Source organism: Aeromonas sp. V90_14, assembly GCF_029967615.1.
Lineage (GTDB): Bacteria > Pseudomonadota > Gammaproteobacteria > Enterobacterales > Aeromonadaceae > Aeromonas > Aeromonas hydrophila.
Genome location: NZ_JASCAS010000043.1, coordinates 145,267 through 168,199 on the forward strand (window position 1 = coordinate 145,267; position 22,933 = coordinate 168,199).

Genomic DNA, 22,933 nt, shown 5'->3' on the forward strand with positions numbered 1-22,933 from the left:
CCGGGCGGGACATTGGGGGAAGATAAGGCGCTTTTCACCTCTCAGGAACCTCACGATGCGATACCGACTCTCCCTGCTGCTCCTGCTGCTCTGCTCCTCCCTGCAGGCGGCCGAGCCGCTCTGGCTGCGCGAGCCCGCCCTCTCCCCCGACGGCAAGCAGCTTGCCTTCACCTGGCAGGGCCGCGTCTACCTGAGCGCGGGGGATGGCGGCCCCGCCGTGCCCCTCACCGATGGCAACTACCTGAGCCAGCGCCCGCTCTGGTCGCCGGATGGCAAACTCATAGCCTTTGCCGCCAACCTCTACGGCAACGAAGACGTGTTCGTGGTGCCGAGCCGTGGCGGCGAGATGGTGCGGCTGACCCGGGATTCGCGCCCCGATCTGCCCCAGGCCTTCAGCGCCGACGGCAAGCAGCTGTTGCTGAGCAGCCAGCGCCTGACCGACCCCGACGCCGATCACTTCGTGGCACAAGGCTACCAGGCCGGCAACCTCTACTGGACGCCGGTTACCGGCGGCCCGCTGACCCCGGCCCAGCCCCTGCCCGCCACCCTGGCCCGCCCCCACGGCAACCAGCTGGCCTACCAGATGCCGGGCATGGATCAGCCGTTTCGCAAGCACCAGCACTCGTTCGCCGTCTCCCGTCTGTGGCTGTTCGACGGCAAGCAGCATCGCCAGCTGACCGAAGACAGGGTAGCCGCCAGCGACCCGGTCTGGGACCAGCAGGGCAAGCAGCTCTACTACCTGAGCGAGCGCAGCGGCGATTTCAACGTCTGGCAACGGGACCTGGCCAGCGGCCAGGATCGCCAGCTCACCCACTTCAAAGACCACCCGGTGCGCGGCCTATCAGCCTCCCGCCAGGGGGATCTGGTCTGGTCCTGGCAGGGGGAGCTCTACCGCCTCGATGCTGGCAGCGAGACCCCGCGCAAGCTCGTCATCCAGCCGTTGTTCGCCAAGGTGCCGGCCGAGCAGAGCTGGCAACCCGGCCCCGTCGACGAGGCCATTGCCCGCCAGGACGGGGAAGAGGTGATCCTGGTCAGCCAGGGGGATCTCTACGCGGTCGATACCCGCCGCGAACGGGTACGCCAGCTCACCCGCCATCCCAGCGAACAGTCGGCGCCACGCTATCTGGATAAAGAGCAGACACTCCTCTACCTCTCCGAACAGGAGGGGCCGGCGGCGTTGTACCGCCTCAAGAAGGCTCAACCGGACAAGCTGTTCAGCGACCCGGGCACCCTGACCGAGGAGAAACTGCTGGCCATCCCGGGCGCCGCAATCAGCGTGCCGACCCTCTCCCCCGATGGCAAACAGCTCGCCTTCGTGGTGGACGGCCAGGCCGTCCACCTGCTGGATCTGGCCAGCGGCAAGCAGCGCCAGCTGGTCGCCGCCGAGTTCAACCCCTCCCGTCACGCGGTGGAGCTGGCCTTTGCCCCCGATTCGCGCCACCTGGCGCTGACCATCCAGCCCGACTCCGCCCAGCAGGAGATCGCCGTCATCGATACCCGGGATGCCAAGGCCAAACCGGTCAACGTCAGTCTCAACGGCTATCGGGATGGCGATCCTGCCTGGAGTCAGGACGGCGGCATCCTCTACTGGCAATCCACCAAGTACGGGGTGCTGGGTGCCGATGGCGAGCCCCTCGGCGGCAGCCTGCTCGGCCTCTACAGCAGTCGCGCCGCCAAGAGCGACTTCATCGCCGAGCAGGCGCCGCCCAAGGCCGGTTACGGCTTCGAGGCTGACCGACTGGCCCACCGGGAGGCACTCCAGCTGCAGCCAGAGGGCCCCATCCTCGCCAGTCGCATCGTCGACGATCATCTGATCTATCTGGTGGAGGTGATGGACGCCAACGGCGAGAGCGAGATCAAGGGCTATGCCCAGGATCTGCGCAAGGGTGAAACCAAGCTGCTGTTTGCCGAGCAGCCGGGGCCGGCGCTGGCCAGCCTCAACCAGGATGCCAGCCTCGCCACCCTGGTGCGGGAGGGGGAAATCGCCCTCATCGATACCCGCTCCGGCGAGGCCAGCAGCCACCCCTTCAATCTGCTGATCACCGCCAGCTGGCAGGATCGGATGAGCGCCGCCTTCGACCAGATCACCCGTCTCACCCGGGACGAGTTCTACCGGGCCGACATGAACGGAGTGGACTGGGACGGCTATGTGGCCGCCTATCGCCGCCTGCTGCCCGGCATCAGCAACGATCGTGACTTCGGCAACCTGCTGGCGGAGCTGGCCGGCGAGCTCAATGTCTCCCACACCTGGGGCAGCGGTCCGGCCCCCTCCCTGCGCATGCCGGACGAGACTGCCAGCCTCGGCGGTTACTGGCGCGAGCGACAGGGGGCGGTCGAGCTCGACGCCCTGCTGGCCGGCGGCCCGCTGGAGCAGGAGACGGATCTGGCGCCAGGCGCCCGCCTGCTGGCCGTCAACGGCACCGAGCTGCACAGCCTCAACGAGCTGGATGCCCTGCTCAACCACCAGGCCGGCCAGCGGCTGGCGCTCACTGTGCAGCCCAAGGGGGACAAGGAGCCCAGCCAGCTGGAGGTCACCGCCATCGACCTGCAGCAGGAGTATCAGTTGCAGCTCGACGGCTGGATTGCCAAGCGCCGCAGCCAGGTGGAACAGTTGAGTCAGGGGCGGGTCGGCTACGTCTACCTGCCGGAGATGAGCAGCGCCGTCTATGAGGAGGTGGTGGCCGACGCCCTCGGTCGCCAGCGCAACCGCGAGGCGCTGATCGTCGACGTGCGCTTCAACAAGGGAGGTTATCTGGCCAACACCCTGGTGGAGTTCCTGACCGGCAGCGGCAGTGCCCAGGGCATGGCCCGCAGCTGGCCACGCCTTGGCAAGGGGGAGACGGATGCCGCCACCCGCCAGTGGACCAAACCCTCGGTGGTACTGGTCAATGCGGGCAGCTACTCGGAAGGCTCGGCCTTTCCCCAGTACTACCGCACCCTCAAGGTGGGCCCCATCGTCGGTGAACCGGTACCGGGCACCGGCACCATGGTGTACGCCCACACCTCCAGGCTGATCCCGGGCCTTGCCTACGGCATCCCGACCCTGGGACTGCGCAACCCCGACGGCACCCTGTACGAGAACCAGGAGCTGATCCCCGACGTGCAGGTGGCGCTGACCCCGGCCGACATGCTGGCGGGACGCGATCCCCAGCTGGCAGCCGCGGTGCAGGCCGCCCTCGCCCAGTTGACCACGAATGCGAAACCCGCAGCCAAACGGGCTGACTGACGCCAGCCAGCAAAAAAGGAGCCGGCCGGGCTTGCCCGGTCGGCTCCTCTGACAGACATCAAGGGCGCCCCGCCTGTTGCGGGGCGCCCTTGTTGCATCAGGCCGGCTGCGTCTCGGCCGGCTGGCGGGCCAGCGCCAGCTGATACCTGTGCTCGGCCAGCTCCAGCTCGCGGCGCGCCTCGTCCACCTTGCCGTCGGCACTCTTCACCGCCGCCACCAACTGGTTGTAGCGATCCCAGCTGCCGTTGTACTCGTTCACCTCGGCCTGGTAGCGCTGGCTGATCTCGTTGGACTGGCGAATGATGGCGTTGTTCTCATCGTGCAGCTGATCGATGCGGGCGCTCAGGCTCGCCTGGATGGCGCGGATCCGGCGATACTCTTCCGGGCCGTAGCTGCCGTTGTAGCTGTTGTGCTCGCGCACCAGCCGGTTGATCTCCTGCACCGTCTGGCGGTTGCGCTGGTTCAGCTGGTTCAGCTCCCGCTGGTAGCGATCAAAGTTGCCCTTGAGCGTCTGCTGGCGATCCTGCAGGGCGGTTCTGGCCGCCACCTGCTGGCTGTAGTGCTCCTGGGCCGCCGCCAAGTCCTGACGCCGGGTCTCTAGGGAGCGCTCCAGCTCGCCCAGATCCGGCAGCGCTTCCGTCACCATGGTGGGATAGAAAGCGGCGATCTGCGGCGTCGTCACCTTCAGCGCCCGCACCGCATCGGCTCCGTTGGCCTGATCCCGGTAATCCACGCCGCATGGCTGCCCCTTGCAGACCAGGTCCGGGCTGGAGAACTTGTACTCGTGGCTGTAGACCCCGAAGCTGGAGGGATAAGCCATCACGGTAGCGAAGGAACCCCGCACCCCGTGCCCCAACGCATAGTGATAAGTGCCTCCCGTGCCATCTTGCAGGCGGGAGTGGTTGAGCCCCATGTTGTGACCCAGCTCGTGCGCCAGCACCACGTCGCCACAGCCGGTGGCCGTGACATGGCTGAACATGCTGCCGGCATCCTGGGAGACATCCCCGTCGGCATACGCCTTGCTGCCATCGGTATAGGTCGCGGAACCGCCAACCCAGGCCAGCCCGCAGCTGCCGTGGTCACCGGTCTGGGGGCGCATCAGCACCACCATGTCGGCGCCATAGCGGGTGCGCAGGGTCGGTACCTGCTTGAAGGCCGGATCTTGCTGGTAGGTCACCGCATTGAGCGCGGATTTGTCGGTGCCGCCATCCGGGTAATTGACCTGCTGGTCGTGCACGGCCCGCACTGTCAGATCCAGGCCGCTGGCGGCATAGATCTGGTTGGTGACGTTGATCATGTGCTGGATCCGGGTCTGCGCATCCCCCTGATAACGGGCCGCCAGCCCCGGGCTGTGCAGCACCATCAGATCGATGGTTTCCGCCAGCACGGGGGTCGCCCCGAGCAATCCCGCAATCATGATCCCCAAGGTGGTTTTCTGCATGTGATCTTCCTTTTCTGTTGTTATTGGTGAGTCGGGATCAGGGCGTCATCGCCGCCATGACCCAGATCCAGCGGCGGGTTCTTGTAAACCCAGCCCTTGCCTCCCAGGGTCTCGACGGAGTAACTGCCTTGCGGCGTGCCGATGAACCCGAAAGTCGCTTGCTTGCCGACGGTGAAATTGACCGGATAGCTGTCACCGTCGACCCGAATTTCCCCCTGCCAGTTGCGCTCCCCTCCCCGCTGCAGTTCGACCTTGGTCACCCTGGCCTGCAGGGTGCTGCCGTCCGGCATTGGCAGGGCCACGCTGTCGCCCACCTGGGCCCGCTCCAGGTCGCTGCCCTGCAGGGCGATCGGCTGGGGTTGCTCGACCGCATCGCCGGGCTCCGCCAGCGGAAAGTCCGCATCCACCTCGGCCGCCTGCCAGGGGGTCTCCAGCTGCTGGCTGCCATCTTCCCGCAGCCGATCCGGCTTGGCGGGGGCTGCGACCGGCGCCGGCTTGAGCACGGGGGCAGGCATGGCGGCGAGTGGCGCGAGCTCCGCCAGCGGGCCGCTATCCGCCGCGTGCTCCTCATCCCCTGCCGCCGCCTGACCGGGCGCCACCGCTTGCGGCCACAGGTACCAGCCGATCACCCCGGCCAAGAGGGTGCACAACCCCAGCCAAGGCTTCCATTTCGCTCTCTTCATACTGATACTCCAGTCAAAAACAATCCTTATAAAACAATGAATTGCGTTCAAAGTGAGCAGGCATGCTAGAAACCGTCGAGCAGGCTGGCACCCCCCTATATGGGGCGTCGAAAAAATGGGCGCGGGAGGTTCACACCCGCAGGAGGAGTCGCGCAAGTCAGTGCTGGCGGGGGCTGAGAGAGGGTTCGAATGATGCTTTTTTGCCGCATGAAAATGGCCCCGAAAAGAGCTGGAATGAGGCCATTCACCCCATATGGGTTAAGCAGATTTGGCTGTACCGGGGGACGGGCGTCGGCGTACCCTGATGGCATCAATCAGGTCAAGGATGTTGCATGAACGATTTGCCGATACGGGCGCCAGCACTGGGCTGGCTGTTGATTTCACTGCTGGCGGCGCCGCTGGCCGCCGCCCCCCTGACGCTGCAGGGCGAGACCCAGCGTTACCGCATCGATCCCGATACCCTGGCCATCTCGGTCAACCAGATCCCGGTCAGCGCGGGCCAGCCCGCCCGCCAGGTCGATCAGTTGCGACAAGGGGAGCAGCAGGCCAGCTGGCACTGGCCCGCCCAGAACGCCAGGGTGGAGGTCAAGCTGGATGGCGACGACCTCTTGCTGACGCTGGTCAGCGACAGTCCCCGTCAGCTGGCCTGGTTCAGCCTGCCGAAAAACCAGACCCACCTCTCCCTGGCCTTCGGCGAGGGCAGCCGCTTCTCGGTGCGCGACAGCGACTGGCTCGGCTATGTCGGCGACGAGCTGGCCGAACTCAACACCCACTACGACCTCAAGCTGCCGCTCTGGAGCCAGGATGCCGGCAAGCAAACCTACAGCTGGATCCTGCAGACCCCCTATGACAACCGGCTTCGCTTCAGCCGCCAGGGAGGCCGGCTGCAGCTGAGCGCCAGCCATGAATTCAGCAGCTTCAACCAGCAGGCGCCCATGGTGGTGCGGCTGAGCGTAGGAGATGACTGGCTGGCCGGTGCCCGCCGCTACCGGGCGTGGCTGCAGAGCGAGGGGGCCTGGCAGTCTCTGGCCGACAAGGTCGCCCGCATCCCCGCCGGGCGGCGGCTGATCGGCGCCAGCCATGTCTACCTGTGGGGTGATGCCCTGCTCGATCGGCAAGATGTGACGGCCTGGCCCGCGCTGCAGGCCAAGCTCCGGCAAAAGCCGGAGTGGCTGCAAGGCTTCAACAGCGAGGAGCGGGAGGCGCTGGCCGCCAAGGCGCCAGAGCCCTGGCAGCAGGCGCTGATCATGGCGGGTCTCAACCGGCTGATTGCCGACCAGTTGCCGCTGCCTGCCCAGCAGGGCCCGCAGGCCCAGAGCAAGGTGCTGGCCCTGCGCCAGCAGTGGGTCAAGAGCCAGTTCGGCGAGCAACTGGTGGCGCAGGAGCGCTGGGGCCAGGGGTTGTCGCTGCCGGTGATCGAGGCGCTGCAGCAGGCGGGACTACGCAAGCTGTGGCTCGGCACTCCGCAGTGGACGGCGGCCCTGCAGCAGGGCTATGCCCTCACCGCCGCCCAGCGCCAGGGCTATCTGGTGGGCAGCTATGACTCCTACGATACCGCCATCGCGCCCGGCACCAACGACAGCTGGCTCACCGCCCAGCTGCCGCCGGAGATCGGCAAGCGCTGCGCCATCGTCGAGGCCAACGGCAAGCCCAAGCCGGGCTTTGGTGGCGAGGGGGTCTATCTCAATCCCGGCTGCACCCTGCCGTTTGCCAAGAGCCGCATGAGCGAGCTGGCCAAGGCCAGCGGCATCAACAGCCTGTTCCTCGACGTGGACGGCACCGCCATGGCCTCCAACGATTACAACCCGGCCCACCAGCAGGGCAGCCAGGCGATGATCGCCGACCGCAACGCCCGCATGAGCTGGGTGGGTGAGCGGCTCGGGCTGGTGCTGGGCTCGGAGGATGGCAACGCCCTCACCAGCAAGCCGCTGCTGTTTGCCCACGGCATCCAGAGCTGGGGCTTTGGCTGGACCGATGCCGCCATGCGCAAGCAGGCCAAGTCCCCCTACTACCTCGGCAAGTGGTGGCCGGACGAGGCGCCGCAGGTCTTCTTCCAGCCCGCCCGGCTCAAGCCGCGCTACCTGAAGACGGTGTTCAACCCGGCAGATCGGCTGCCCCTCTATCAGGCGGTGTTCCACGACTCCGTGCTCAACAGCCACCACTGGCTGCTGGACAACCTGAAATTCCCGGGCATCAAGGAGGAGCGCGCCCTGCTCGGCCTGCTCTACAACACGCCGCCGCTGGTCAACCTGAGTCGCAGCACGCTGGCGAGCCGCCTGCCGGAGCTGGTGAGGCTAGACAGCCAGTTCGGCCCGCTGCACGAGGCGCTGTGGGACAAGGCACTGGTGGGCTTTCGCTGGCGTGACGGGGTGGGCCGGGTGCAGGAGACCCGCTTCTCCGACGGCAGCCGGCTGGTGGCCAACTTCGGCCACAGCTCCATCATGATCGACGGTCACAAGCTGCCGGGCCGCCAGCTGCTGGTGGCGCTCAAGGACAAACCGGTCAGCGTGCTGAAGATCCAGGGCTGAGCCCGGGCCGGCATCAGGAGGGGGTCGCCCCGCTGGCCGGGGCAGGCGGCAATGCATGGAGGTTGAGCCAGCGCCGGCGCAGCGCCTCCAGCGAGCCATCCTGGCGCATCTGGTCGAGGGCTCGCTGCAGGGCCTGCACCTTGGCCGTCTCCGTCGCCAGGTTGAGGGCGAAGTAGTACTGCTCGCCGTCGTCATAGACGAACAGCGGGGTAAGCGCCTCGAGGCCGTGGCCCAGCTGGTGCATGTGAAAGGCGGCCCCCAGATCCAGCGCCGTCACCAGCTCCACCCGGCCGCGCAGCAGCATGCGAAACTTGTCCTCCTCGCTGTTGACGCTGACCGGCGCCAGCCCCTGGCGGATCAGCTGCTGGGCCGAGGCCGAATTGCGCACCACCGCGATCCGGTAGTGGCTCGCCTCCTGCAGGCTGCGGGGCTGGATGTCGGTGCGCGAGCTCAGCCGCCACACCCTGATGGTACGCGGCCCGACCGGCCCCACCCACTGGAACTGCTGCTCCCGCTCCGGGGTACGCGCCACCGAGAAGAGGATGCTGCCCGCCTGATAGCGGGCATTCTGATAGGCCCGCGCCCAGGGCTGCAGCTGGATGTCACCGCGCAGCGCCAGGCCGCTGCGCGCCAGCAGGACATGCAGCAGATCCACCGAGAAACCGCTCACCGGCTGACCGGCCAGCTGATAGTTGTAAGGGGGCATCTGCTCGGTCAGCGCCTGCAGTGCCCGGGCCGGCTGCGCCAGCCCTCCCGTCAGCAGCAGCGTGACCAGAAGCCACCGCCACCGCGCTGTTGTTCCCACCCTCGACTCCTTCCCATGAAAACAGACCCCTGCCGCGGCAGGGGTCTGACATAACGCATGTTCACCGGCTTGCGCCTCAGTGGCTGGTCACCGTCTCCTGGTAGTGGTCGCGGATCCAGCGCTCGAAGTCGGCCAGCATGGCCGCTTCGGAACCGCTATTGTCGGCGATAAGCTGGTCGCCGTGAACCACCCGGATGCGGGCATTGAGCGGCTCACCCTCGCCGACCGGCGGACGTTGGCGGGCCGCCGCCATACAGGCTTCTGCCTGCTGCCACGCCTCGGCCACGCTCTGGTTGCAGGCCCGGGCCAGCGGCCCCGCGCTGAAGCCCTTGCCGGTCAGGCTCTGCAGCGTCTCGTCATGGGTCATGCCGTTGCCCGGCCCCCAGTAGTGGGCGGCCAGATCCGGCCCGATGCGCGGGTTGTCGGTGAGGTAGCCGTCGCGTTTGAGGAAGTAGGCGCGGGTCTGCTCCACCGCCATCAGCGCCAGCAGGTAGCCGTGATAGGCACAGGCCGACTCCTGGTTGAGCAGGTGCGGGATCGCCAGCAGCGGACGCGGGCTCTCCACCCCCAGGATTTGGCGCTCCCAGCGGCGGGCCAGTGCCAGCACGGCGGCCGGGGTGCGCTCGGCCTCGTCCATGGCGTAGAGATCCCGCTCGAAGTAGGCCACCAGCGCGATCTGGCGCTCGTTGAAGGCGCGAAACGGCTGGCGCGCCTCGATCATCGCCTTGATCAGCGCATCGGGGATCGGCTCCCCCGCCGCGTTTCTGGCGTAGCGCTTGAGCCAGTCCGCATCGTCCAGCAGGCTGTCGCAGAACATCGACTGGGTCTCGGCGTAGGCCATGGAAGTGGGCGGGAACTCCTGGGAGAAGCAGGGAGCGTTGCCGGTGACATTGGCAAAGTGCGCCGCATGGCCACCCTCGTGGAACAGGGTGTTGAGCCCGCTCCAGCCGCTGCCCACCTGGGCCGGGTTGGCCAGGCTGGTGAAATTGACCACCGCCGGCACCCACTCCCCCTCCTGCCAGAAGCTCGGCACCGGGCCGTGGCAGAAGCCGTTCTCGTATTTCCCCTCCCGGGTCAGCAGATCCAGGGTGAGGGTGGCGCCGCGGTACTGGATGCCGAGCCGGCGAAAGCTCTCGACCCAGTCCTGCAGCGCCCGCGAGAAGGGCACGTAAGGGTCGAGCTGGCGGGTCACATCGCCACTCACGCTGTAGCGCAGGTTGTGGGGCAGCAGGGCCGCCTCCCCCTTGGCCGCTTTCAGCTCGGCCAGGCTCTGGTGCAGCCGCTGCTCGGTGCCGGCGATGAAGTCGTCGAGAATGGCGAACAGCTGCGCCGGGCTCATCTGCTCGTTCTTGTGCACCTTGTAGTCGAAGTAGTCGCGATAACCCATGGCGCGGGCGAAGCGGTTGCGCAGCGCGACGATGGCCAGATAGCCGTTGTCCACCACCCACTGCTCCAGGGTGTGGAACATGGCGAGCGCACTTTGGCGCACCGCCTCGTCGCTACTGGCGGCCAGCGCCGTGCTGGCGGCGGGCAGGCTGCCGGCCACCTGACGGCCCTGCTCGTCCAGCAAGGTCAGCTTCAGCTCCCGGCGGCGGGCAAACAGCGCCGCCTCGGCGGCCACCAGCTCGTCCATCAGGGCGGCGGCCTGAGGATCCTCGATGACGTTGCACTCGAAGAAGGCGATCCAGCCCCCCAGACCGCGCTTGAGCTCGGTCTCCTCGGCCTGGGCCTGCATCTGCCGCAGTACCGGCAGGCGCGCCGGATCGGCGCAGAACGCCTTGTAGGCCTGCTCGGCGGCGGTGAAGCCGGCCTGATCGTCGCTGGTGCCCATGTAGGTGGACCAGAACAGGTCCTCCTTGCGCCTGTGTACCTGCAGGTAGTCGGCGTTGAGCTGGTTGAGATAATTCCTGGCAATGGAACTCATAACTTCCCTCTTGTTATGGGGCGGCCGCGAGGGCGCCCACTCCTTTTTGGTGAAATGCCAACTCATTCACATTTTCTGCAAATTGAGCAGACAAATGGTGCGCCGGGATGCGCGCCATCACGCTATCAAAAGCGAGGGTTTCTGTCTGCTGGCTATACTGATTGTCAAATTGCTCAATTGGCGTTTTATGACCCCAAGTCATTGAAAGTTAATTAAATGTTAATAACAAAATAATCAGGGCCAGCCAACGGACTGGCCACCACCATACCCGCACGGGAAAGTTAAGGAAGAGACTATGTTCAAGCTCGGTGATATTGCCGTGAGCCGCAAATTGATGCTGTTGCTCTCACTGGCGCTGATCGGTTTCATCGCACTGCTGCTCATCTCGGTCAGTGCCCTTCATCGCAACCTGATGAGTGAACGGGAAGCCAGGCTGCAGGCCGTGCTGGATCTCGCCATGAGCCGGATCCAGACGCTGGCGACCACCCTGCCTGCCCCCCAGGCCCAGGCCGAAGCCAAGGCCATGCTCAACAGCATGCGCTTTGACGGCGACAACTACCTGTTCGTGCTGGACGAGAACCGCCGGATGGTGGTGCACCCCGTCAGACCCGAGCTGGTCGGCCAGCAGATGGGCGAGAGCGGCACCGCCACCGCCGGCGTCCACTGGCAGCAGATGGTGGATCTCGGCAAGGGGGGCCACAGCGGCCGACTGGAATACAAGTGGATCTCCCCCTCCGGCGAGGCGGCCCAGAAGATGTCGCTGGTGGCCGGTTATCAGCCCTGGGGCTGGATCCTCGGCTCCGGCGTGTTGCTGCAGGACATCCAGGCCACCATCTGGTCCCAGTATCAGCTGATGGGGGGCGCTACCTTGCTGGTGACCCTGCTGATGGGGCTGCTGGGCTTTGCCATCAGCCGCTCCATCGTCAATCCGCTGGCGGAGATCAACCGGGCCATGCAGCAGGTGGCCGCCGGCGATCTGGTGGTGAGCATCCCGGTACACGGCAAGGATGAGCTGGGGGCCGTCGCCCGCTGCACCAACCAGGGGCTCGACGCCATTCGCCGCGCCCTGCTGGAGGCGAGCCAGGGGGCCCGCAACGTGGCGGATGCCGCCCTGCGCATCGCCGCCTCCGCCGAACAGACCAACCAGGCGGTCAACAGCCAGCGGGATCAGCTGGCCCAGCTCGCCACCGCCATGAACGAGATGAGCGCCACCATCTCCGACGTGGCGGGCCACGCCGAGAACACCGCCCGCGACACCCAGGACGCCACCAGCGAGGCCGGCCTCGGCAACCGTGACGTGCACGCCAGCGTGCACGGCATCCAGGCGCTGGCCACCGAGGTGGAACAGGCCACCCTGCAGGTCAACCAGCTCAAGGAGGGGGTGATGCAGATAAGCGAGGTGACGGCGGTCATCAGCGCCATCTCGGAGCAGACCAACCTGCTGGCCCTCAACGCCGCCATCGAGGCGGCCCGCGCCGGCGAGCAGGGCCGCGGGTTTGCCGTGGTGGCTGACGAGGTGCGCCAGCTGGCCAGTCGCACCCGCCAGTCCACCGAGGAGATCCAGAGCACCATAGCCCAGCTGCAACAGCGGGCGGTGACCGCCGCCAGCGCCATGGACGCCAGCCGCAAGCTGGCGGAGAGCAGCGTCAGCCAGTCGGAGAAGGCGGGCCAGGATCTCTCCCTCATCGTCAACCATATCCAGCACGTCAGCGACATGGCGACCCAGATAGCGACCGCGGCGGAACAGCAGAGCATGGTGGCGGAGGACATGAACCGCAACGTCAGCGGCATCAACGACTCGGCGCTGGAGATGTCCCAGTCTGCCTCCCAGCTGGCCCAGGAGAGCGAACTGCTGGCCGGGCTTTCGCGCAGCCTGGACGAGCGGCTGGCGGTATTCAAGCTCGGCAGCGCCATCGACCAGCAGCTGGAGCAGCGGCTCGCCCCTCTGCATCGGCAGGTGAGCCCGGCTGAACGTCCCCGCGTTCGCCACTGATCCGTCCTGCCCTGTCGCAGCGCACGCCCCCGTCAGCCCGGCTGACGGGGGCGTGCTTCATTGATGAAAAATGTGGATTTTTTGCATCTTGTCGACCAGTTCGACGACATTGATGCGGCGGCGTTCAGTTAACCACCATTTAAAAACAAACAGTTAAGTGTTTGCTCTACTCCGATGAGGTCAAGCTGTAAAGATTTACACTTAATTATTTAATCAAAAATAGCCATGATGGGTTGTCGCCAAACGCGACACCATGACCCTTTATGTAGTCATTTGGCAAACTGGTTGAAAGGCCAGGACGCAAAGCCTCCGGTCTAAAGACATGTCGTCCAGGATAGCGGGGTTGCCACATCGTGCTTCGGGGAACTCCCCCTGCCAACTTGACTGCCCACATCTGTCGAACAGAGGAATGTATGGCAGCAAAAATTCAACTCAATCACGTCGCTGCGACCCTGGCCCTGCTGGTCAGTGGCAGCGTGCTCGCCCACGGCTACATCAGCCAGCCGGAATCGCGCAACTACCTGTGCAAGACCGGCGGCAACAGCCAGTGCGGCTCGGTGCAATGGGAGCCCCAGAGCGTGGAAGGCCCCTCCGGCTTCCCGCAGGCCGGTCCGCCCGATGGCCAGATCGCCTCGGCCGGCAGTGCCAGCTGGCGCGAGCTGAACGCCCAGACCAGCGACCGCTGGACCCGCCGCGAGGTACAGGCCGGCCCCTTCGCCATCAGCTGGACCTTCACCGCCAACCACGTCACCCGCAACTGGCGCTACTACCTCACCAAGCAGGACTGGAACCCGAACCAGCCGCTGACCCGCGCCGCCTTCGAGCTCACCCCCTTCTGCGTGGTGGACGGCAACATGACCCAGCCGCCCAAGCAGGTCACCCACCAGTGCAATCTGCCCCAGCGCACCGGCTATCAGGTGATCCTGGGAGTGTGGGAAGTGGGAGACACCAGCAACAGCTTCTATAACGTGATCGACGCCAACTTCAAGGGAGGCACCCAGCCGCCGCTGGCCTGGAGCCAGGGCGGCACCATCTATCCTTCCACCGAGCTGGCGGTCGGCGACAAGGCCAGAACCCTGGTGTTCGACGCCAACGGCGTGCGCCCCGATCTGCAGACCGAGCTGACCATCGCCAGCCCGGAGCAGGGCCAGAAGAACAACTGGACCCACGCCCTGGCGAGCAAGATCAATGCAGAGCAGAGCCAGATCCGCGCCGGCCAGCAGAGTGGCGAAGGCCAGTTCAACCCCGTCTACGGCCAGAACCCGGTCTACTTCAAGGCCGGCAGCGCCCTGGAGCGGGTCGAGATCCAGCTCGAGCAACAGCAGCCGCCGGTGAGCAACGGCGTCAGCGTGAGCGGTCTGGAGAGCGACTACCTGCTCGACGAGGGCAAGCTTACCCTCAACTTTACCGTGGCTGCCGAGGGCGATCTGACCGTCACCAACACCCTTTATGATCACGGTGGGGCCGCCAAGGGGCAGACCAGCGCCGACATCAAGGACAGCACCCACAGCTTCACCATGCCGCTGACCGGGCTCAGCGCCGGTCACCACCAGCTGGTGATCGAGGGCAAACCCAAGGCCGGTGGCGAGGCGGTGCAGCAGACCCTGGATCTGATGCTCAAGGATCCGGCCGCCGGCGGTGACTACCAGTTCACCTTCCCGGACGGGCTCAAGTCCTACACCGACGGCACCAAGGTGCTGCAACCCAAGAACGGCAAGGTCTACCAGTGCAAGCCCTTCCCCTATCGCGGCTGGTGCAGCCAGTGGTCGGCCAGTGCCACCCAGTATGAACCCGGGGTCGGCACCAATTGGCAGGATGCCTGGATCCAGGTGAGGTGAACTGAGCCGCAGGCACAGCATGACGCCATCAACAAAACGGGGAGCCACTGGCTCCCCGTTTTCTCTGATGCACCACCTCAGATCTGGAAATCGATGGCCGCCTCGCTGCCCATGGCGCGGGCCTGGATGTCCGCCAGCGCCAGCTCCGGGTTGCAGAGCTGGATGAACTGCCAGGCGAAGTTGTGCTGGAACTGCCCCTGCTTGAGACCGATCCAGGCGGTGTGGGGCGCGAACAGCCGGCTGCCGTCCAGCTGCACCAGCCCCTTGTCGCGCTGGGTGTCGAACGCCATGTCCGCCAAAATACCCACCCCCATCTCCAGCTCGACATAAGTCTTGATGACGTCGGAGTCCTGCGCGGTCAGCAGGATCTGCGGGGCGATGCCGGCCTCGGCAAACGCCTCGTCCACCCGCGCCCGCCCGGTCAGGCCGGCCTGGTAGGTGATGATGGGCCAGTGCGCCAGCGCCGCCAAAGTCAGCTCCCGCTCGGCGGTGAGCGGATGCTGCTCCGGCACCACTATGTTGTGGTGCCAGCGGTAGTAGGGAAACGCCACCACCCCTTCGCTCTTGTCGAGCTGCTCGCTGCTGATGCCGATGTCCACCTCGCCGGTCTGCACCAGCCGCACTATCTCCTCCGGGCTGCCCTGGCGCAGCTCCAGCTGCACCAGCGGGAACTGCTCGCGAAACGCCTTCACCACTCGTGGCAAGGCATAACGGGCCTGGGTATGGGTGGTCGCCACCAGCAGCCGGCCCGACTCGCGGTTGGCGAAGGTGCTGGCCAGCTTGCGGATGTTGTTGGCGTCGTTGAGGATGCGCTCGGCGATCACCAGCAGCTCCTTGCCCGGCTCGGTCATGCCGAGCAGCCGCTTGCCGTAGCGGATGAACAACTCGATCCCCAGCTCCTCTTCCAGCTCGCGGATATGGCGGCTGACCCCGGACTGGGAGGTAAACAGGGCATTGGCCACCTCGGTCAGGTTGTAATCCCGCCGTGCCGCCTCCCGGATAATTCGCAACTGCTGAAAATTCACGTCATCGCCTCCTGAGCTGACCGGCAGGTCGGGGTCCTCCCCGCCGCCTTGTTGTTATCTTGTCTGGCCGCCCGAGCCTGAACTCTGGCCGCCATACTGACCCTGTTGTATCCCAGGCGGGCAGATCCCGCCATGGTCACGCTGCTTGCCTGCGCGGCCCGCCAGGGGCCTGCCACTTAAATCTGGTAATCCGGGTAGAGCTGGGCCTGTTTGGCCACCAGCCGCACCCCCTGGCCCGGGCTGAAGGCGCGGGCCGCCTCCTTGCTCAGCTCGGCTTCGAAGTGTGCACCGTTTGTATCCCCATTGCCACGCAGTTCCACCCGGATGCGCGGCCCCATGGGCAGCAGGCGGGTGATGGTGGCGCTGATGCCGCCCGGCGCATCTGCCGGCAGTATCTCCAGCTCGTGGGGACGAACATAGGCGACGGCCGCGCTGCCCTCCGCCAGCTGGGAGCTGATGGGCCCGCCCAGCAGCTGCTCGCCGATGCCGAGCCCCTGCCCGGCCACCCGGCCGCGAAACAGGTTCACGCTGCCGAGGAAGCTGTGCACGAAGGAACTGGCGGGCTGGTCGTAGACCTCGGCCGGGGTGCCGATCTGCTCGACCTTGCCGGCATTCATCAGCACCACCCGGTCCGCCACCTCCAGCGCCTCCTCCTGATCGTGGGTGACGAACAGGCTGGTGACGTGCAGCTCGTCGTGCAGCTCGCGCAGCCAGCGGCGCAGCTCTTTGCGCACCTGGGCATCGAGGGCGCCGAAGGGCTCGTCCAGCAGCAGCACCTTGGGCTGCACCGCCAGCGCGCGGGCCAGCGCGACCCGCTGACGCTGGCCGCCGGAGAGCTGGGTCGGGTAGCGCGCGGCCACGTGGCTGAGCTGCACCAGATCCAGCAGCTCCTTGACCCTGGCGCGGATCGCCGCCTCGGCCGGTCGCTCGCTGCGCGGCTTGACCCGCAGGCCAAACGCCACGTTCTCGAACACCGTCATGTGGCGAAACAGGGCGTAGTGCTGGAACACGAAGCCGACGTTGCGCTCGCGCACGTGCAGATCCGAGGCATCCTCGCCGCGGATGATCACGCTGCCGCTGTCGGCCTGCTCCAGCCCGGCGATGATCCGCAGCAAAGTGGTCTTGCCGCAGCCGGAGGGGCCGAGCAGCGCCACCAGCTCACCGTCGTGAAAGTCGAGGTTGATGTCGGCCAGCGCCGCGTACTGGTTGAAATGCTTGTTGAGTCCTTGTACCTGAATGCTCATGGCAGCCTCTTGAATTCGGTGATCAGTGAGAGTGAGTGGGCTGGGCACGCAGCCGGGCCAGCAGGGTTTCCCCCAGCAGGGTGAAGATCCCGAACAGGGCCAACAGGCTGGCCACCGCGAAGGCGGCGCCGGTCTGGTACTCGTTGTAGAGGATCTCGATGTGCAGCGGCAGGGTGTTGGTCTGGCCGCGAATGTGGCCGGAGACCACCGACACGGCGCCGAACTCCCCCACCGCCCGGGCGGTACAGAGCAGCAGGCCGTACATCAGGCTCCAGCGGATGCCGGGCAGGGTGACCCGCCAGAACATCTGCAGGCCGCTCGCCCCCAGCATGATGGCCGCCTCTTCCTCTTCCGGGCCGCGCGCCTCCATCTGGGGCAGCAGCTCGCGCACCACGAAGGGCACGGTGATGAAGGTGGTGGCCAGGATGATGCCGGGGGTGGCGAAGATCACCTTGATGTCGTGCTCGCTCAGCCATTCGCCGAACCAGCCGCGGCTGCCGAACATCAGCACGAACATCAGCCCCGCGATCACCGGTGATACGGAGAACGGCAGATCGATGATGGTGATGAGCAGCTGCCGGCCCGGGAAGCGGAAGCGGGCGATGGCCCAGGCCGCGGCGATCCCGAACAGCAGGTTGAGGGGCACCGAGCAGAGGGTCACCAGGGCGGTGAGGCCGAGGGCACTGAGGGCGTCCGGCTCGCTGATGGCGTGCCAGAAGAAGGCCAGGCCAGGGCTCAGCGCCTGGATGAAGACGGTGGCCAGCGGCAGCAGCAGCAGGGCGGCAAACCAGCCGAGACCGATCGTGATCAGCAGCCACTTGACCCAGACCGGCTCGCGGATGACGGGGGGCTGGCGCACCGAGGTGGTCGGCGCCGCCTCGCCCGTGGCCAGCGCCAGGCTTGCGTTGGATGCGTTCATATCCGGCTCCCTCCGATACGGGCCCAGCTCCAGGCCTGCAGCTTGTTGATAAGCAGTAACAAAATGAAAGAGATCAGCAGCATGACCACGGCGATGGCGGAGGCGCCGGCATAGTCGTACTCCTCCAGGTGGCTCATGATCATCAGCGGCGCGATCTCCGACACCATCGGCAGGTTGCCGGCGATGAAGATGACGGAGCCGTACTCCCCCACCGCCCGTGCGAAGGCCAGGGCAAAGCCGGTCAGCAGGGCCGGCACCAGGGTTGGCCACAGCACCCGGATGAAGGTCTGCCAGCGGTCGGCGCCCAGGCTGGCGGCGGCTTCCTCCTGCTCGGTCTCGGCTTCCCGCAGCACCGGCTGCAGGGTACGCACCACGAACGGCAGCCCGATGAAGGTGAGCGCAATCACCACCCCGATGGGGTTGTAGGCGAGCTCGATGCCAAACGGGGCGACCCACTGCCCGATCCAGCCGTTGGGGGCGAAGATGGCGCACAGGGCGATGCCGGAGACGGCGGTGGGCATGGCGAACGGCAGGTCGATCAGGGCATCCACCAGTCGACGGCCAGGGAAGGTGTAGCGCACCAGCACCCAGGCCAGGATCAGGCCGAACAGGGCGTTGAGCAGCGCCGCCACCAGGGCGGCCCCGAAGCTCAGACGAAAGGAGGCGAGCACCCGCGGCGAACCTATCACCTGCCAGAACTCGGCCAGGGTCAGATTGTTCACCGCGAACAGCACCAGCGCCGAGAGCGGCAGCAGCACCAGCACGCCCAGATAGAGCAGGCTGAAGCCGAGGGTCGGGCCGAAGCCCGGCAGCACGGAGTAAGAACCAAATCGCATAACGCATCCGTTTGTTATGAAAAACATTAGATACAGCGATTCTGCGCATTCCTGTTTGGGGCAACAAACACCAATAACGCCTTTGCTAAGCACTTTTTTGTCTAACAGCGGCGGACAAGGCTTTTAGAGCCATAAAATGAAAAAAAGGTCTTTTATATAAATAAAAGACCTAAAAATGGAGCATCGTGCAATGTACCAAGCTATCCAAATCAGACTGTCGTGGTGTCGGGTGCCTGCCCCCCTTCTCTGTTCCAAACCTCTGTGATCAACGCTCGCCGCTCAGCGAAAACTCAAGGCCGCCCGCCGTTCCCACAGCGCCGGCGTCGGCTCCACCACCATCTCGGCCCGTCGATAGAGGGTGCCGAGCAGGTTGAGCCCCTGATTCCACTCGCCGTGGCCGGACTGGGCATTGATGTGGCCCACCTCGCCGGCATCGAACAGCGGCACCTGCCACTGGCGGCTCCAGTACTCGGCCCGCTCAAAACTCATCCAGGGATCGTTGCGGCTGGCCACCAGCTGGGCCGACACCTTGAGCGACCCTGCCAGCAGTTCGTCTGGCAAGCCAAAGCGGGCCGGATCCGCCGGGGCCACGATGAACAGCGAGGCCACCTTGTCGGGCTGCTGGCGCGCCGCCGTGATGGCCGCCAGCGCACCGAAGGAGTGGGCCACCAGGTGGGCCCGGCCGCGCCGGCTGCGCAGCTTGCTCGCCAGCTTGGCGCTCCAGACCGTGAGGTCAGGCCGATCCCACGGCAGCCCCACCATCCGCTGCCAGTGGGGGAAGTATTGGTGCCAGCGGCTCTGCCAGTGATCCGGCCCACTGTTGTGCAGACCGGGAACCAGGAGGATCTTGTTCATCTTGGTGCTCCTATCAGCTGGCACAGGGGCCAGTTAAGTTAGCGATGGCCGGTCGCTTAGCGACCCGGCTGGTAGATCTGGTCAAACAGGGCGCCCTGGGCGAAGTGCTTCTTCTGCGCCTTGTCCCAATCCCCTTCCAGATCCTTGACGGTGAACAGCGCCAGTTGCGGGAACTGGGCCGCGGTCTCCTTCTGGATCGCCGGGTTGCTGGGGCGATAATGATATTTGGCGATGATGCGCTGCCCCTCGTCGGAGTAGAGGTAGTCGAGGTAAGCCTTGGCCACCGCCTCGGTGCCGTGCTTCTTGGCCACCTTGTCCACCACCGCCACCGGCGGCTCGGCCAGGATGGAGACCGACGGCACCACCAGCTCGAACTTGTCGCTATTGCCGGGCTGACCCAGCACCAGCAGGGCTTCGTTCTCCCAGGCCAGCAGCACGTCGCCGAGGCCACGCTCGATGAAGCTGGTGGTGGCACCGCGGGCGCCGGAGTCCAGCACCTTCACGTTCTTGTAGAGATCGCCGACAAACTGCTTGGCCCCCTCCTCGCTGCCGCTCTTCTTCAGGGCATAGCCCCAGGCAGCCAGGTAGTTCCAGCGCGCTCCGCCGGAGGTCTTGGGGTTGGGGGTGACGATGGCCACGTCCTTGCGCACCAGATCATCCCAGTCCTTGATCTGCTTGGGATTGTCCTTGCGCACCAGGAACACGATGGTGGAGGTGTAGGGCGCCGCATTGTTGGCCAACCGGCTCTGCCAGTCGGCGGCTGTCAGCCCCTGCTTGGCCACGGCATCGACGTCGTAGGCCAGCGCCAGCGACACCACGTCCGCCTCCAGCCCGTCCACCACAGCGCGCGCCTGCTTGCCGGAGCCGCCATGGGACTGGCTGACCACCACGTCGTCGCCGGTCTTCGCCTTCCACTCCTTGGCGAAGGCGCCGTTGTACTCCTGGAACAGTTCGCGGGTCGGATCGTAGGAGACGTTGAGCAGGCGGATCTCGGCGGCATTGGCCTGACCGAGGGCCAGCAGGGAGAGCAGGGTCAGGGCGGTCATTCGCAGTTTCATGGGGATACTCCATATCTCGTTGGGTTGAATGCAGCATGCCGCGGGCTTGTTATGCCGAGAACCAAGAAATAACGCTTTGCTTATCTCATTTGCTCATATCAGGAGGCCATAGGCGCCATTCGCGCACTCTGTGAGCCAGGCCGCGCTGGCCCGGTGCCGGCTGTGCCATCATGGAAACAAGGCAGGCAGATGACGAAAAGGAAGTCGTTATGTGGATCAATGCAGAACCCGTCAATGGCGCCCTGGTGTCGCTGGCCATCGGCCTCATCATCGGACTGGAGCGGGGCTGGCAGGTGCGCCAGCTGGGGGACAACCAACGCATCGCCGGGATGCGCACCTACGGCCTCATCGGCCTGCTCGGAGGGGTCTGCGCCCTGCTGCTGCCCACCCTCGGCCCCTGGCTGCCGCTGCTCGGCCTGCTGGCGGTGGTGACGGGTTGCGGCCTCTCGGTCTGGCTGGCCCAGCGCTGGCAGGGGGAGTTCGGTCTCACCAGCTCGGTGGCCATGCTGCTCACCTATCTGCTGGGGCTGATGTCGGTGCTGCTGAGCCCGAGCGAGGCGGTGGCCTGCGCCGTGCTGGCGGCCCTGCTGATGGGGCTCAAGGGCAAGATCCAGCAGGGGATGCTGTTTCTGAGCGAGACCGAATTTCACGCCACCCTGCGCTTTTTGCTCATCTCGCTGGTGCTGTTGCCGGTGCTGCCCAACGAGGAGATGGGGCCGCTCGATGCCTTCAACCCCTTCAAGATCTGGCTGATGGTGGTGGTGATCGCCGGCATCTCGTTTTGCGGCCACTTCGCGGTGCGCCTGCTCGGCACCCGCGCCGGGCTGGTGCTCACCAGCATACTGGCGGGGCTTGCCTCCTCCACCGCCCTCACCCTGCAGTTTGCCCGCCTCAACAAGGAGCAGGGCGGGCTGGAGCGACTGCTGGCCACCGGCATCTTGCTGGCGGGGGCCACCATGTGGCTGCGGCTGCTGGTGCTGGTACTGCTCATTCACAGCGAGCTGGCGATGCGCCTGGCGGCGCCCCTGCTGCTGCTGGCGGCTACCGTCTACGGCTTTGCCTTCTGGTTCTGGCGCCAACGCGAGGAGCTGCCCGACGGCCCGGTGCAACCGGAAACCAGCAACCCGCTCGATCTGGCCACCGCTATCAAGTTCGGCCTGCTGCTGGCGCTGATCGGCTTTATGGCAACTCTGCTGCAAGACAAGGTAGGCAACTCCGGGGTCTACCTGCTGTCGCTGGTCTCCGGCATCACCGACGTGGACGCCATCACCTTGTCGCTCTCCCAGCTCTCCCACAAGGAGCTGGCGCTGGAGGTGGCGGCCCGCGGCATCCTGCTGGCCGGGCTGGTCAACTCGCTGGTGAAAGGGCTGCTGGCCCTGGGGATCGGCGGTCGCCGGCTGGGGCTGCGGGTGCTGCTGCCCTACTTCGTCTCGGCCCTGCTGATCCTGCCGCTGATCTGGCCCGGCGCCTGAGGTTGCAGCAAGTGACAGCCTGACGCCGCCAGAGTGCTCGCGTATACTGGCTCCTCTTGGCACATGAGAGGAGCTGTAGCATGGCAAGCGATTGGGACAAGGTACTGGCGGGCGGCGCCCTGGACAGCCAGAGCGAGGAGATAGCGAACGACCGGATCCGTGGTCAGGCGCTGCTGGCACAACTCAACGCCTCCCCGGCCGGTGACGAAGCCCTGCGCCAGCGCCTGTGCGGCGAGCTGTTCGGCCACTGCCCCGACTCCTGCTGGATCAGCACGCCCTTCACCTGCGAATTCGGCCGCAACATCCACATCGGCGAGAAGACCTTCTTCAACTTCAACATCACCATTCTCGACGTGGGTGAAGTGCACATCGGCAGCCATGTGCTGCTGGCCCCCAACGTGCAGATCTACACCGCCACCCACACCATGGACTATCTGGAGCGACGCAACTGGACCGCCTACAACAAGCCGGTGTGGATTGGCGATGACTGCTGGATTGGCGGCGGCGCCATCATCTGCCCCGGCGTCACCATAGGGCCGCGCTCCATCATAGGTGCCGGCGCCGTGGTCACCCGCGACATCCCGGCCGACTCGGTGGCGGTGGGCAACCCGGCGCGCGTGATCCGCAGCCTGAGCCCGGACGCCCCCCGTGGCTGGGAGCTGGCCCTGTGATCTGGCTCGCCCTGCTTCCCCTGCTGTGGACCGCCTGGCTCGGCCTGGCCGACACCAACTGGTGGCCCCTCGCCATCCTCACCACCATGAGCCTGCTGACGGTGCTGGCCTACGCCCACGACAAGCGCCAGGCCATTCGCGGTGGCTGGCGCATCCCCGAATCCCGGCTCCACCTGCTGGAGCTGTTCGGTGGCTGGCCTGGCGCCCTGGTAGCCCGTCACTGGTTGCGCCACAAGACCCAGAAGGGGAGCTACCGCAGGGTGTTCTGGTTCATCGTGCTGCTGCACCTCACCCTGTGGGGACTCTGGCTCGGCCGTCCGCTCTGGCAGACGATCTGACGCGGGTCGCAGTGCTCGGTTGCCGGCCATTGCAGCCGGCAATCGGGTATGAGACAACAGAAGGCAATCAGGCTGTT

Annotated in this window: 17 protein-coding genes and 1 riboswitch; of the genes, 7 read left to right on the forward strand and 10 right to left on the reverse strand. The window is 66.0% G+C overall.

The window, feature by feature from the left end; all coding sequences use genetic code 11:
- Window positions 1–55: 55 nt before the first annotated feature.
- Window positions 56–3,226, forward strand: coding sequence for a S41 family peptidase (locus QLG02_RS17520; RefSeq protein WP_282465752.1), 3,171 nt, complete (start codon window positions 56–58; stop codon window positions 3,224–3,226).
- A gap of 97 nt (window positions 3,227–3,323) precedes the next feature.
- Here QLG02_RS17520 and QLG02_RS17525 read toward each other — a convergent pair whose 3' ends face one another.
- Both QLG02_RS17525 and QLG02_RS17530 read right to left on the reverse strand, forming a co-directional pair.
- Window positions 3,324–4,667 carry a zinc-dependent metalloprotease gene (locus QLG02_RS17525; RefSeq protein ID WP_103827376.1) on the reverse strand — a complete coding sequence of 448 codons (1,344 nt, stop codon included), beginning with the start codon at window positions 4,665–4,667 and terminating at the stop codon, window positions 3,324–3,326.
- Window positions 4,668–4,687: 20 nt separating this feature from the next.
- The gene (locus QLG02_RS17530) at window positions 4,688–5,350 is read right to left on the reverse strand and encodes a hypothetical protein (protein ID WP_282465753.1); all 663 of its coding nucleotides are present in this window, start codon (window positions 5,348–5,350) and stop codon (window positions 4,688–4,690) included.
- A 332-nt stretch (window positions 5,351–5,682) separates the two neighbouring features.
- Between QLG02_RS17530 and QLG02_RS17535 the strand changes: the two genes are divergently transcribed.
- Complete coding sequence (locus QLG02_RS17535; RefSeq protein ID WP_282465754.1) at window positions 5,683–7,878, forward strand: glycoside hydrolase; 2,196 nt, start codon at window positions 5,683–5,685, stop codon at window positions 7,876–7,878.
- A gap of 13 nt (window positions 7,879–7,891) precedes the next feature.
- On the opposite strand, the gene QLG02_RS17540 is transcribed toward QLG02_RS17535, so the two are convergent.
- A complete protein-coding gene (locus tag QLG02_RS17540) occupies window positions 7,892–8,683 on the reverse strand; it encodes an ABC transporter substrate-binding protein (RefSeq protein WP_282465755.1) in 792 nt (263 codons plus the stop codon).
- A 76-nt stretch (window positions 8,684–8,759) separates the two neighbouring features.
- Window positions 8,760–10,607, reverse strand: coding sequence for a M3 family metallopeptidase (locus tag QLG02_RS17545; protein ID WP_158198063.1), 1,848 nt, complete (start codon window positions 10,605–10,607; stop codon window positions 8,760–8,762).
- Window positions 10,608–10,902: 295 nt separating this feature from the next.
- Between QLG02_RS17545 and QLG02_RS17550 the strand changes: the two genes are divergently transcribed.
- Together QLG02_RS17550 and gbpA are read left to right on the forward strand one after the other, a co-directional pair.
- Window positions 10,903–12,600 carry a methyl-accepting chemotaxis protein gene (locus QLG02_RS17550; RefSeq protein WP_139707125.1) on the forward strand — a complete coding sequence of 566 codons (1,698 nt, stop codon included), beginning with the start codon at window positions 10,903–10,905 and terminating at the stop codon, window positions 12,598–12,600.
- Between the two features lie 265 nt (window positions 12,601–12,865).
- Window positions 12,866–12,951, forward strand: a riboswitch (cyclic di-GMP riboswitch).
- A gap of 62 nt (window positions 12,952–13,013) precedes the next feature.
- Window positions 13,014–14,438 carry an N-acetylglucosamine-binding protein GbpA gene (gene gbpA, locus QLG02_RS17555; protein WP_282465756.1) on the forward strand — a complete coding sequence of 475 codons (1,425 nt, stop codon included), beginning with the start codon at window positions 13,014–13,016 and terminating at the stop codon, window positions 14,436–14,438.
- Window positions 14,439–14,515: 77 nt separating this feature from the next.
- Here gbpA and cbl read toward each other — a convergent pair whose 3' ends face one another.
- The 6 genes from cbl to QLG02_RS17585 form a co-directional block, all read right to left on the reverse strand.
- On the reverse strand, window positions 14,516–15,463 hold the full coding sequence (cbl, locus tag QLG02_RS17560) for an HTH-type transcriptional regulator Cbl (protein ID WP_011704576.1): 948 nt from the start codon (window positions 15,461–15,463) through the stop codon (window positions 14,516–14,518).
- 176 nt (window positions 15,464–15,639) lie between these two features.
- Entirely contained in the window at window positions 15,640–16,707 is a 1,068-nt protein-coding gene (locus QLG02_RS17565) for a sulfate ABC transporter ATP-binding protein (protein WP_011704575.1), read from the reverse strand.
- A 22-nt stretch (window positions 16,708–16,729) separates the two neighbouring features.
- Window positions 16,730–17,626 carry a sulfate ABC transporter permease subunit CysW gene (gene cysW / locus QLG02_RS17570; RefSeq protein ID WP_124252531.1) on the reverse strand — a complete coding sequence of 299 codons (897 nt, stop codon included), beginning with the start codon at window positions 17,624–17,626 and terminating at the stop codon, window positions 16,730–16,732.
- Window positions 17,623–18,462, reverse strand: coding sequence for a sulfate ABC transporter permease subunit CysT (gene cysT, locus QLG02_RS17575; protein WP_005308571.1), 840 nt, complete (start codon window positions 18,460–18,462; stop codon window positions 17,623–17,625). The genes cysW and cysT overlap by 4 nt, the downstream gene beginning before the upstream one ends.
- Window positions 18,463–18,741: 279 nt before the next feature.
- On the reverse strand, window positions 18,742–19,317 hold the full coding sequence (locus QLG02_RS17580; RefSeq protein WP_270831410.1) for an alpha/beta hydrolase: 576 nt from the start codon (window positions 19,315–19,317) through the stop codon (window positions 18,742–18,744).
- A gap of 56 nt (window positions 19,318–19,373) precedes the next feature.
- The gene (locus tag QLG02_RS17585; RefSeq protein WP_073348822.1) at window positions 19,374–20,375 is read right to left on the reverse strand and encodes a sulfate ABC transporter substrate-binding protein; all 1,002 of its coding nucleotides are present in this window, start codon (window positions 20,373–20,375) and stop codon (window positions 19,374–19,376) included.
- A gap of 209 nt (window positions 20,376–20,584) precedes the next feature.
- Between QLG02_RS17585 and QLG02_RS17590 the strand changes: the two genes are divergently transcribed.
- From QLG02_RS17590 to QLG02_RS17600, 3 genes are all read left to right on the forward strand, one after another.
- Complete coding sequence (locus tag QLG02_RS17590; protein WP_146061734.1) at window positions 20,585–21,847, forward strand: MgtC/SapB family protein; 1,263 nt, start codon at window positions 20,585–20,587, stop codon at window positions 21,845–21,847.
- Window positions 21,848–21,927: 80 nt separating this feature from the next.
- Entirely contained in the window at window positions 21,928–22,518 is a 591-nt protein-coding gene (locus tag QLG02_RS17595; protein ID WP_282465757.1) for a sugar O-acetyltransferase, read from the forward strand.
- Window positions 22,515–22,856: a DUF1294 domain-containing protein gene (locus QLG02_RS17600; protein ID WP_282465758.1), complete on the forward strand. Its 342-nt coding sequence runs from the start codon at window positions 22,515–22,517 to the stop codon at window positions 22,854–22,856. Before QLG02_RS17595 ends, QLG02_RS17600 begins: the two co-directional genes overlap by 4 nt.
- Window positions 22,857–22,933: the final 77 nt, after the last annotated feature.